The sequence below is a fragment of the Tardiphaga sp. genome (assembly GCF_044336785.1).
Lineage (GTDB): Bacteria > Pseudomonadota > Alphaproteobacteria > Rhizobiales > Xanthobacteraceae > Tardiphaga.
The window spans coordinates 1-12,018 of record NZ_JBIIOT010000015.1; the positions used below are offsets into that span (position 1 = coordinate 1).

The following is a 12,018-nucleotide window of genomic DNA, read 5'->3' on the forward strand; positions in this document are numbered from 1 at the left end:
TCGGCTGCGATCGACGGCGTTCCTTTCGCGGATATTCGTTTGCTGCCTCGAATACTCTCCGCCAACACGCGAAATGCCTCAGGCTGCAGGCGCCTGGCCGGATCGGTCATCACAACCGATGAATGGTCCTCGATCTGCAGAACGGCCTCGATGTCCTCACTCCAGCCGCACAACACGATTTCCATCTGCGAGAAGCCGCCACTGTCGGCAGCGAAAGCCGTAGCGGCAGCCTCGATCGATCCACGGACATCGGTCGCACTGGCCTGAAGCGTGTCGCGGACAACGACGGTGACGAGGCCGCTGCGTCCGGCAGGGTTCCTGATGATGAGATGGGCTTCGGGGGCTTGCGGTCGGTGGAAGCGCCGACCGGTGTGGAGCGTTGCTGCGTGGAGGGAAAGCTCGTCTTCCCCGTGATCAGATAGCGTGCCGGCGAGGATCACAGCGCGATCGCGCTGTCCGCTCGCGTTCGGCTGGCCATATGACTCCGGCAGCCATGTCGTCGTCACCTGTCGCTGTGCGCAGGTCATTGTCCATGCCTGGTCGAGAAGGATGTGATCCGGCAGATCCGGATAAGCATTGACCAGGCGATGCCAGATGTCGAGCAGATCGCTTGCTTCCTCGGTCTGATGAAAGAACACGCTCTCCGTTGTCATTGCACCGTCGCGTCCGCAACGGACTGCGAAGTCGCAGTCTGTCGCTTGCGGCAACAATGGATGTGCAAGGACGCGTGCATGTGGGTCGATCCAGAACACCGGCCGGCATGATGTTGACCAGTGCTGAAGGATGATATCGACCTTGGATGCGGCGGTGAGGCGCCGCCCTGATCGCGGCGTCGGCACCACGGCGTGATCGAGTCCGAGCCGCTGAAGATCGTGACCTAACAGTGCCGCATGATCGGCGCTCACGTCATCGTCATAGGCCGAGATAAAGAGCGTGTCCTGCTTTCGGTAGAGTCCTGTCGGTACGGTCGGCGGCTTCGGACTTCCCCACCAGATCTGATGCGGTGCGTCGACGCCGTCGGCGCCGAGCGAGCCGTGTGCATGCAGACGCGACTTGAGCGTATCGAAAGCCGCATTGCCGCTGCCAAAGACGATGACAATGGAATTTTCGTGGAGTGCGCCGATCAACATCTCGATGCGTGCAGCGGGCGCAGCATTGACGATCATCACGGCCACGGCAATGTCGGGAACGGTGCTGACGCCATCCCAGCAGATCACAGCGTTGCAGCGATCGACGAGCTTGCGAAGAAAATGGCGCTGCCGTTCGCCCACACGCAGCGACGGACCATTCTGCTGCAGAAACTCATCCAGTGTTGCATCCATCGCCCGCTCCCGCATCAAAACTCGATAGTGATACGAGCGAGATCGTGCATTCAGGCGGTGCGGTGTCGCGGATCGTGCATGCAGTGGCCCAAGCGCGCTGCGCAGTTCGCAGTGGAGTACTCAGAATAAGTCTGAATATTTCTGTGAGATGGATTTGATGTCTGTTTGTTGCTGCATCAACGCGCATGACAAGCCGTTTACGCAGAGAAACAAAAAAGACGCGCTGCAGAGGTGATGTGCGCCGTTGACGCGGCGCTTTCGCTTTTTCAGCGCGGTGAAATTCGTTAGTTTTTCAAGGCATCGATTCGTACAGAAGAACGCGACGTGCACTCACTCCGTTTCCTCGCACGGCGTTGCTTTGACGTCGTGCATTCATCACGCTTTACACGCGTCGTGCCTGCGTAGCGTTGCTCCACGTTTTTCGTCATCGCGTCGCAATTTGCGCGTGCCCAGAGAATTCATCATCTATGTTTTCAATCCGTCATCCATCTCTTGCGAGATATTGCAGAACCAGCGGCACACGGGGCATTTTTTGCCTAGGTCTAGGCAGAAAATTCCGGCTAACTATCTGCAAAAAAAGAAGAAAATCGCCGCCCGAACTTTCGCTGCCGTCCGTTCAAGCTACATCGATCGGCGAGACCCGTGGTCTGCCGGCATAGGATGTGTGGGAGAAGGGCATGGCGTTCGCGATCCAGCTTGCAGACACCGTCGACGTCGCGCCATTGGCGCTCGACGCGCGGACCGAAGCGTTAGAGGTCGCATCGATGTCGATCGCCCCTCTGTCGGATGCGCTCAATTACGAGGATGACAGCGACGAAGCCTTGCTCGATCGCATGGCGGCCGATGATGAGGTCGCATTCCGTCGCCTCGTGGAGCGTCATATCGATCGCGCCTTCGGCGTCGCGCTTCGCCTGCTCGGCAGCCGCGCCGATGCGGAGGATGTCGTGCAAGACACCATGCTCAAGATCTGGACGCATCGCGGCCAGTGGGAGCAGGGCCGCGCGAAGTTTTCCACCTGGCTCTACCGCGTCGTCACCAATCGCTGCATCGATCTGCATCGTCGGCCGCGTACCGACAATGTCGATGCGGTGCCGGAGCCGGCGGATGCCAAGCCGGACGCGTTCAGCGCCATGCAGCGCAACGAGGTGACGTCACTGCTTGAGACCGCGATCCAGCGTCTTCCGGAGCAGCAGCGCGTCGCGGTCATCCTGTCCTATCATGAGGACATGAGTAACGGCGACATCGCCGAAGTGATGAACACCACGGTCTCGGCAGTGGAGTCACTGCTCAAGCGCGGGCGCCAGCAATTGCGTGAGATCCTGCGCCAGCACAAGCCGGACATCATCACTGCGTTAAGCGATTGCTAACCATAAAAATCCGGTCCCCGAAAATTCTGCGCCTGAATTCGACGTCTCATTCCGTTTAGCGGGTGGACGGGGGCTGGCCTGCGTCCGGTCGTCCCCCGGTCGGACCGCTTGAGCGGTCCCTCATGCAAGGAGCAATTCAATGCCCGTTATTTCCACGAACACCGCCGCGAATTCCGCGGTCCGCTACCTGAATATCAACTCGGCGCAGATGTCGAGCTCGCTATCGAAGCTGTCCAGCGGCTCCAAGATCACGCAGGCATCCGACGACGCCGCCGGTCTCGCAATCTCGACGCGCATCTCGTCGGACATCACCACGCTGCAGCAGGCCGCGACCAACGCCTCGCAGGCAACGTCGATCCTGCAGACCGCCGACGGTGGCGCATCGAACATCAGCGATATCCTTTCGCGCATGAAGTCGCTGGCCTCGCAGTCGTCGTCGGGCACGGTCACCGACAGCAGCCGCGCCTATCTGAACTCGGAATTTACGGCGCTGTCGGACCAGATCGACAGCATCGCGACCGGTACGCGCTATAGCGGCCAGAGCCTGCTCGATGGCACCAGCGCCTTTGCTTCCGGTGCAGCGGTTCTGGTCGGCTCCACCTCGGCAGATACGATCACGGTCACGCTCAGCGACCTCCAGTCGTCAACGCTGGGCGTCTCGACCCTCGACATCAGCACGCAGACCGGTGCGACCTCAGCCATCGACGCGCTCGATACCGCGATCGACACGGTGTCGGCGGCGCGCGCCACCATCGGTGCGCAGGAATCGCGCTTCAATTTCAGCGCAAGTTCGATCTCGACCCAGTCGCAGAATCTCCAGGCGGCCAATTCGGCGATCACCGACGTCGATATCGCTGCGGAACAGGCGAAGCTATCGTCGGCACAGGTCAAGGTGCAGGCGGCGGTTGCGGCAGAATCGTCGGCAAACCAGATGCCGCAATATCTGCTGAAGCTGCTCGGCTAATTCGCAGACGCGCGGGTCGGCGTGAGCGCCGGCCCGCATTCTCTGGCTGGATGAGGCAGCATGGCGACGGTGACGAGTTCGACTTCAGCGGCAGCCACGGCAGCGCTGGCGACGACCACATCGGGTACCAAGACCACGACGAGCGTGGATTGGGACGCATTGATCGAAACCATGGTTGCCACCAAGACCCAGGCCGCAACCACGATCGAGACCAGCATCACCGCCAACGAGGCGAAGATCGCTGCCTATCAGCAATTGCAGACCTTGCTGGCGACGGTGGCGACCGACACGACGTCGCTTGCCAAGTCGATCGTCAACTCGCTGTCATCCAGCGCCTATGGCGCACGCGCCGCCACCATCTCGTCAACCGGAGACGTTAGTGCCAGCTCCGCTGTGTCGATGGCGATCAGCAATGGCGCCGCGACAGGCGATCATACGCTGACGGTGACGCAGATCGCGACTGCTCACAAGGTGATCGGCACCTCGGTGGCGAGCAAAGCCGCCGACCTTGGCGTAACCGGCACGTTTACGCTCGGTCTCGAAGGTGGCACCAGCGCGGATATCTCGATCACCAGCGGCATGACGCTGGAGGACCTGGTCGATACGATCAATGCACAGAGCTCGACGACCAATGTGCAGGCCTCGATCATCCAGATCTCGAGCAATCAGTACGAGATGATCCTGACGGCAACCAAGGACAATGCCAGTATCGCGACCAGTGTCGTTTCGGGAGATGACGTGTTGACGTCACTCGGCGTCACCGACAGTACGGGCGCCTTTACCGACGTTCTGCAGGCGCCGCAGCCCGCCATCTTCTCCGTCGATGGCATTTCCCTGACCCGCGACACCAACAATATTACCGACGTGCTGAGCGGGGTCTCATTCAGCCTGCTTCAGAGTACGCCGACCGGATCGACGGTCGATATCAGCATCGAGGTCGACACCAGCTCGATCCAGTCGGTGCTGCAGCAATTCGTGACGTCGTATAACGCTGTGCGGGACTACGTCACCAGCCAGCAGACGCTGACATCGAGTGGAACGGCAGATACCAGCTCGGTCCTGTTCGGCGATGGAACGATGCGCAATGTGATGACGGAGATGGAGCAGGTGCTGAATTCGATCATCGGCGGCATGTCGATGAGCGATCTGGGCCTGTCATTTTCCAGTACCAACGATCTCGTGCTGGACACCAGCACGCTGGCAACAACGCTGGCCGACAATCTCGACGGGGTCATCTCGCTGCTCGCGACCAAGACCTCGACATCGTCGAGCTCGCTTGCCGTGGTCAATACGAGTTCGTCGCCGCCGGCGTCTTTCGTCATGGATATCAGCGTCGATGAGTCCGGCGCGTTGTCGGCTTCGGTGAATGGCGACAGTTCGATGTTCACGGTGTCGGGGCGGACGATCATCGGTGCCGCCGGCACGATCTATTCGGGCATGGCCTTTACCTATAGCGGCTCGTCGTCCAAGTCGGTCACGGTGACATCGACCACCGGAATCGCCGCGCAGATCAATGCGATCGCCACTGCTGCGTCCAACAAAAGTTCTGGATCGCTGCAGGATCTGATCACCAACCTGCAATCGCAGGACGATCGCATGCAGCAGCAGATCGACGACATCAATGAGCGCGCTGCGATCTATCGCGCGATGCTGGTGACGCAATATGCGAAATACCAATCGGCGATCTCAACGGCAAACTCAACTCTGGATTACCTGTCCGCCCTTCTTAACGCGTCGAGTGATTAAACCATGCAGCATCAAATGAACTTTCAGGCAGCTCAGGCTTATCGGCAAACGGCGGTGGCGGTGCCGCCGATGCGCGCCGTGGTGATGCTGATCGACGGCGCAGTCACCTTCCTGCAGAAATCCGTGGCGGCCGCGGAACAGAACAAATTCGAGGAAAGCCATGATCTGATGATCAAGGCCACAGCGATCCTGCGCGGATTGAGCCATCATCTCAATTTCGAGCGGGGTGGCGAGGTCGCTGAAAATCTGCACGCGACCTATCACGCCCTTATCATGGCCTGCCTGCGCTCGTTTGGTCGGCCCGATGCACCGGAATGCTATCGCCGGATTGTGGGCAGCCTGACGGAGCTACGCGATGCCTGGCTGGCGGTGTCGCAAAGCACCGCGCGGCTGGCTTGAGGCAAACCGAGGCGCAAGTAGAAATTTTACCAATATTGGATGTATTTTTAAGTTGATGGCAGCTGGTGGCATTGCCACCTGCCGCGGTGTGTCTTACGAGGCTGCCACGCCGATCCTGAAGGGACGGCATCGAGTGCATTGTTGCGCGCCGGGCGAGTTTCCAGAATGGACATTCCGGAGTTTGAGGACCTGTTGGGGCGACACGGCGAAGACGTGTCGAGCTGGCCGGAACATCGTAGAGTCGAGGCGCTGGCGCTGCTGCGCGAGTCGGATCAGGCGCGCGCGCTCCTGACCGAAGCCGGGCTGCTGCGCAAAGCCCTTCGTCCCGAACCCGTCCGTGCCCCTGACGGGCTTGTCGATCGGATCATGCGCAAGGTCGCATCGAGCGATCCCGCTGGCAAAGGCCAGGCGAAAAAACCGACCGATAAATCCTGACGACGAAGCGATGCACATGCGCGTCGCCAAACGGCAATTTTTGCCGCGCAGCCCGACGGCGGCTCCACTCACGTTCTCCCCCATAAGCAACTGAAATCATGACGTGATCTGCGTTCGACTGCGTCCGCGCGGCGCAGATCCGCATGCGCAAAAATTCTTTGCCTGAATGGCTGTGACGGCCCGTTTCATCTGGGAACGGACTTCAAGAGCACCTCACCACAGCCATTCCGCGATGCTCTGCGCGCGGAAATCGCCGGAGCACGCCATGACTGTCGCTGCCACCACTGCAGCCACCACGACGACCGCGACGACGACGAGCTCGGCATCGTCGTCCTCGGGCCTGACCTCGACCCAGTTTCTCAGCTTGCTCGTGACTGAACTGCAGAATCAGAACCCGCTCGATCCGACGAACTCCACCGATTTCGTCAACCAGCTCACCTCCTATGCGAACTTCGAGCAGCAGCAGACGCTCAACAGCAATATGAGCACGCTGGTGTCGTCGCTCAACAGCCTGCTCACGCTGAACTCGTCGAACTATATCGGCCAGACGGTGACCGCCAAGGCCGACACCGGCACGCTGCAGTCCGGCCAGATCGCATTCGGCTATTCGCTGGATTCCGCGGCGAGTGACGTCACGCTGTCGGTGAAGGACTCGTCCGGCAATACGGTCTGGAGCGGCAGCGGCACGACAACGTCCGGGACCAACAGTTTTACCTGGGACGGCACGACGACCGACGGCACGCAGCTCAGCGACGGCGGTCAGTACACACTCAATGTCAGCGCGACCGATAGCACCGGCCAGTCCGTCTACGGCTACACGACCGTCACCGGCAAGGTGACCTCGATCGATAATTCGAGCGGAACGCCGATGCTCAATATCGGCAACACCTCAATCAGCACGAACAACGTCATCGGCGTTTCAGCCTGACATTAGTTGGAGTTTTCGTCATGAGCCTTTCCGGTGCATTGTCTTCTGCTATTTCCGCGCTGAACGCGCAAAGCTCAGCGCTTGCGATGATTTCCGACAACATCGCCAATTCCTCGACGGTTGGTTACAAGACCACGTCGGCTTCGTTTGAATCTTTGGTGACGAGCTCGTCGGGCGCTTCGTCCTATTCGTCGGGTGGCGTCACCACCCTGTCGAAATCGAACATCACCACGCAAGGCCTGCTGTCGACGACCTCGACATCGACCAACATCGCCATCCAGGGCAATGGCTTCTTTCCAGTCACGTCGTCGCTGACGGGGGGAACGACCTATTACACGCGCAACGGTGCGTTCACGACGGATTCCGATGGCTATCTCGTCAATAATGGCTCCTATCTTCTCGGCTGGCGCACCGATGCCTCGGGCAATGTGATCGGCAGCGCGAGCAGCGGCAATCTCGAGGCGATCAATACCAGCGTCGCGCAGACCAGTGGCAGCGCGACAACCACGACGTCGTTCTCGGCCAACCTGCCTGCGGACGCCGTGACCGGCGACACCTTCACGACCGCGATGTCCGTCTACGACTCGCTGGGCACGTCGAGCTCCCTCCAGGTCACATGGACCAAGACAGCCGACAATACCTGGAGCGGGAGTTTCGGTCAGCCGACACTCTCCTCGGACTCATCGGTCACCACGGCGGCGACGCCGACCAGCACGGTGACCGTGTCGTTCAATAGCGACGGCTCGCTTGCCAGCACCAATCCGAGCCCGGCAACGCTCGCCATCAGCGGCTGGACTACCGGCGCAGCTGATAGCTCGATCACGCTCGATCTCGGCACGGTCGGTGGGACCGATGGATTGACGCAATATGCCTCAGGATTGTCGACGCCCGCGGTCAATATCACGCGGATCGAGTCCGACGGGTTGTCGTTCGGAAAGCTGAGCAACATCTCGGTTGGCGACAATGGCATCGTCAACGCCACCTATTCCAATGGCCAGACGATGGCGATCTACAAGATCCCCGTTGCGACCTTCGCGGCGCCTGACGAGCTCGAGGCGCATAGCAATGGTCTGTATTCGGTGACCGCCGCGTCCGGCACGGCTGCGCTGCAGGAGTCTGGCGTGAATGGCGCCGGCACGGTCTATGGCAGCCAGCTGGAATCCAGCACGACAGATACGAACGAGCAGTTCAGCAGCATGATCTCCGCGCAGCAGGCCTATTCCGCGGCTTCGCAGGTCATCACTGCCGTGAACAAGATGTTCGATACGCTGATTTCGAGCATGCGGTGACGGCGATGTTGCAGCACGGTGAGGACGATGCGTTGCTCGATTATCTTGAGCGCCTGTTGATCACGGCACGCACGAGCAAGCGTCGTGACCGGCGCTGGATCCTGGGCCTCCAAGGCGATCTGCGCGCCACTCTGGCCAAGATGCAGCAGCGTCGCGATGAAATTGCCCGCAATCTCAACATCGCTGGCGCGCGCAGTCGGGCGGTCAATGCTTATTCACGCACAGCACGGAGTGGCGCATGACACCGCGCGCGAACAACGATCATCGATCACGGAGTGACCACATGATGACCCCGAGTCCATCTCTGCAGCCCGAAATGGGCCACGGTGGCGGCCAGATCCAGGATCTGGCCGAGCTGATCGAGCGACTGATCGATGTGGTGACCGAGGAGAACATCGCTTTGGCGATGGGGATCCCGGCCTCGCAGTCGCGCCACACGTCGCAGAAGCTCGAACTGTCCGAAGCATTCGAGATCTGGGTGAGGCAAGCGGATCGCAAGAATGTGCTGCTCGACACGCCAGACCGCAAATTGCAGACACGGATCCTCGGCAGGCTTGAGGCACTACGCGTTGCGATGGATGAAAACATGACCCGGTTGCGCGCTGCGATCGAGGCGAGCCAGCGTCGCATCGATGCCGTGATGGCGGCGATCCGCGAGCAGGTTGCGGACAACTCGCCCTATGGTGCCAATGGCCGGCTCAGCGCGCCATCCACGTCCTATGCGCGCAACCTGCGCATCTGATCGCAGCTGAACGAGGTCGCCGCCGTGTCGCTGGAGATTGCACGCCATATCGCCGTCAGCAGCCTGATGGCGAGTCAGGTTCAGATCACCGTGTCGTCGTCGAATATTTCGAACGCCGATACCACGGGCTATACGGTCAAGACGGCAACCCAGGTGGCGACCACAAGCGGCGGTGCAGGTACCGGCGTTTCCATCACCGGCATCACCAGCAATGTGGACAAGCTGCTGTTCAAGTCGCTGATATCAGCGACGTCGGAGCTCGGCGCGGCCGAGGCCAATACCACCTATCTCGATCGTCTGCAGGCGCTCTATGGCAGCACGACCGGGGCGGAAGAGACCGGCACATCGATCGCCAATACGCTGGCCTCGCTGGAGACAGCCATCTCTTCGCTGGCCGGCACGACCAGCAGTGCATCGCTCCAGGCGAATGTGGTGAGTTCGCTCGACGACCTGGCGTCGCAATTGCGCGAGACCTCGTCGGGCATCCAGCAATTGCGAAGCTCTGCTGATGCCGCGATCGCGTCCGATGTGGACGAGATCAATGCGAGCCTGAAGACAATTGCGAGCCTCAACGTCCAGATCAAGCAGGCCGCGGCAGCTGGGCAGCCGACCGGCGACCTCGAAGACCAGCGCAATGTCGCGCTGCAGACCGTCGCCGACAAGATGAATATCAGCTACTTCATCTCCTCGACGGGCGACATGCAGGTCTATACGCCATCCGGTCAGACGCTGGTGGACAGCGCCGCGCATCTGCTCAGCTTTACGGCCGCGTCGTCGGTGACCGCGTCATCGAGCTACGTTGCTGGTGCGACGTCGGGTCTGAGCGGCGTCAGCGTCAATGGTGTCGATATCACCGCGCAGATTACGTCGGGCGATCTGGGGGCGCTGATCAGCATGCGGGACAGCGTGTTGCCGGCGGCGCAATCGCAGCTCGACCAGCTTGCCAATACGCTGGCGGACGTGCTGAACGCCGCGAGCAATCAGGGCACGTCGGTGCCGCCACCCACGACGCTCACCGGCACCACGACCGTGTCGGCCACTTCGGCGCTGGATGCGACGGGAACGGTGCGGATTGCGACCGCCGATCAGTCCGGCAATCTCGTATCCTATGCGGATCTCGATCTGTCGAGCTTTGCCACGGTCGGCGATCTCGTCGATGCCATCAACGGCATTTCAGGCCTCAGCGCATCGATCAACGCCAGCGGCAAGCTGGTGATCACGAGCACGACCAGCAGCAATGGCGTGGCCATCGCTAGCATGAGCAGCGCGGTCGGCAGCAGCAATCTCGGCCTGTCCGACTATTTCGGACTGAACGATCTCGTCACCGGCAGCGGTGCCTCAAATTTCGCGGTGCGCAGCGATATTCTCGCCAATTCCGGCCTGTTCCCGGTTGCCACTCTCGACAGCTCGGCGAGTCCGGCCACCGGCAGCAAGGTGCTGAGCTCCGGCGGGACGACGGTGGTGAACGCGCTCTACGCGGCGCTGACGGATTCACGGACCTTTTCCGCAACGGGAGGGCTCGGTTCTTCGACGGGATCATTTGCCGACTATGCAGCCGACATCATCGGCAATGTTGCGTCCAAGGCGACGCTCGCGGCCAGTGCCTATACGTCGAAATCGACGGCGCATGCGTCCTATGTCAGCGCCATGGCATCGCAATCCGGCGTCAACCTCGACGAGGAAACCGCGAAGATCAGTTCGCTGCAAAATCAATACACGGCCGCCTCGCAGCTGATCCAGGCGATCAACGAGATGTTCTCGTCGCTGATCAGCGCAGTCCAGAGCGCAAACTGATGAGGTCCGTGTGATGCAAATGCGTGTTGCCACGTTTGCGATGAACGACCAGATGATCGCCTCGGCGCTGCGCACGCAGAGCACCATGGCGAACCAGCAGATCCAGGAGGCGTCGGGCCTGATCTCGTCCGACTTCGGTGGATTGGGCTCGTCGGCGCAGCAGGTCCTGAACCTGCAGGTCTCGGTGACGCGGTCGCAGTCCTATATCGACGCGGCGACGCTGACCAACAGCAAGATCCAGGTGATGTATTCCGCGGTCAATTCGGTCTCCGACCTCGTGACCCAGTTCCGCACGCTGCTCACGAGTGCATCGAGCGCATCCAGCACGGACGCGGCCAGCGTCACCGAGTCTGCCCGCAACATGCTCGACCAGATGGCGTCGCTGCTCAACACCCAGTACAATGGCAGCTACCTGTTTGGCGGCTCCGACACCAAAAATGCGCCGGTCGATATTTCGAGCACGACCTTTGCCGCGGCGACGTCGCCGTCGAGCACCGATACCGGCTATTATCAGGGCGACGATCAGATCGCGTCGGTCCGCGTGTCGGACAACCAGACTGTGTCGTATGGCGTGACCGCCGACAATGCAGCCTTCGAGCAGATCATGCGCGCCATCAATCTGGTGGCCAGCAACTCGCCGCTCTCGACAGAGACGCTCAACGAGGCGCTCGACCTCGCGGTGGATTCCATCGACAAGCTGGGCGTTGTGCAGACCCGGATCTCCAACGCCTCGGCATCGATCGAGAAGGCGAGCGCCTATCAGGCCGAGTATCAATCCTATGCGCAGACGCTCGGCAGCGATCTGACCAGTGTCGATGTCGCCGCCGTCACCGCCAAGCTGTCGACCTACCAGGCGCAGCTCACCGCATCCTATGCAGCGATTGCCAAGGTGCAGAGCCTGACGCTCGCGAGCTATTTGCGGTAAGTCATGGTCGTGACCAACGCTCTCTTCGCTGGTTTGCTTGCAAGTTGCGGAAAATGCTCGGCTTTCCTAAGCCGGACACGGCGCGACCACGGTCCGTCCGCTTGTGC

Annotated in this window: 12 protein-coding genes; 11 read left to right on the forward strand and 1 reads right to left on the reverse strand. The window is 60.7% G+C overall.

Translation table 11 applies throughout. The annotated features are described in order from the left end of the window. The coding region (locus ACIQ2A_RS06880; protein WP_398477188.1) for a hypothetical protein at window positions 1-1,322 on the reverse strand (1,322 nt) is incomplete at its 3' end. A gap of 677 nt (window positions 1,323-1,999) precedes the next feature. Between ACIQ2A_RS06880 and ACIQ2A_RS06885 the strand changes: the two genes are divergently transcribed. The 11 genes from ACIQ2A_RS06885 to ACIQ2A_RS06935 all read left to right on the forward strand — a co-directional run bounded on the left by ACIQ2A_RS06885 (window position 2,000) and on the right by ACIQ2A_RS06935 (window position 11,911). Next, a complete protein-coding gene (locus tag ACIQ2A_RS06885; protein ID WP_398477190.1) occupies window positions 2,000-2,689 on the forward strand; it encodes an RNA polymerase sigma factor in 690 nt (229 codons plus the stop codon). Between the two features lie 139 nt (window positions 2,690-2,828). Then, window positions 2,829-3,653 carry a flagellin gene (locus ACIQ2A_RS06890; RefSeq protein ID WP_398477192.1) on the forward strand — a complete coding sequence of 275 codons (825 nt, stop codon included), beginning with the start codon at window positions 2,829-2,831 and terminating at the stop codon, window positions 3,651-3,653. A 60-nt stretch (window positions 3,654-3,713) separates the two neighbouring features. Continuing rightward, the gene (gene fliD, locus ACIQ2A_RS06895) at window positions 3,714-5,399 is read left to right on the forward strand and encodes a flagellar filament capping protein FliD (protein WP_398477194.1); all 1,686 of its coding nucleotides are present in this window, start codon (window positions 3,714-3,716) and stop codon (window positions 5,397-5,399) included. Between the two features lie 15 nt (window positions 5,400-5,414). Continuing rightward, window positions 5,415-5,798 (forward strand): flagellar export chaperone FliS, encoded by a 384-nt coding sequence (gene fliS, locus ACIQ2A_RS06900; protein ID WP_398477317.1) that lies wholly within the window; start codon window positions 5,415-5,417, stop codon window positions 5,796-5,798. Between the two features lie 165 nt (window positions 5,799-5,963). After that, entirely contained in the window at window positions 5,964-6,233 is a 270-nt protein-coding gene (locus tag ACIQ2A_RS06905) for a hypothetical protein (RefSeq protein ID WP_398477196.1), read from the forward strand. Between the two features lie 265 nt (window positions 6,234-6,498). Then, on the forward strand, window positions 6,499-7,161 hold the full coding sequence (locus tag ACIQ2A_RS06910) for a flagellar hook assembly protein FlgD (protein ID WP_398477198.1): 663 nt from the start codon (window positions 6,499-6,501) through the stop codon (window positions 7,159-7,161). 20 nt (window positions 7,162-7,181) lie between these two features. Further along, window positions 7,182-8,450: a flagellar hook protein FlgE gene (gene flgE / locus ACIQ2A_RS06915; RefSeq protein ID WP_398477200.1), complete on the forward strand. Its 1,269-nt coding sequence runs from the start codon at window positions 7,182-7,184 to the stop codon at window positions 8,448-8,450. Window positions 8,451-8,455: 5 nt separating this feature from the next. After that, window positions 8,456-8,692, forward strand: a complete 237-nt coding sequence (locus ACIQ2A_RS06920; protein ID WP_398477202.1) for a hypothetical protein — start codon at window positions 8,456-8,458, stop codon at window positions 8,690-8,692. Between the two features lie 41 nt (window positions 8,693-8,733). Next, a complete protein-coding gene (locus tag ACIQ2A_RS06925) occupies window positions 8,734-9,192 on the forward strand; it encodes a flagellar protein FlgN (RefSeq protein WP_398477204.1) in 459 nt (152 codons plus the stop codon). Window positions 9,193-9,216: 24 nt separating this feature from the next. Further along, window positions 9,217-10,986 (forward strand): flagellar hook-associated protein FlgK, encoded by a 1,770-nt coding sequence (gene flgK, locus ACIQ2A_RS06930; RefSeq protein WP_398477206.1) that lies wholly within the window; start codon window positions 9,217-9,219, stop codon window positions 10,984-10,986. Between the two features lie 13 nt (window positions 10,987-10,999). Then, window positions 11,000-11,911: a flagellin gene (locus ACIQ2A_RS06935; RefSeq protein WP_398477208.1), complete on the forward strand. Its 912-nt coding sequence runs from the start codon at window positions 11,000-11,002 to the stop codon at window positions 11,909-11,911. Window positions 11,912-12,018 lie beyond the last annotated feature (107 nt).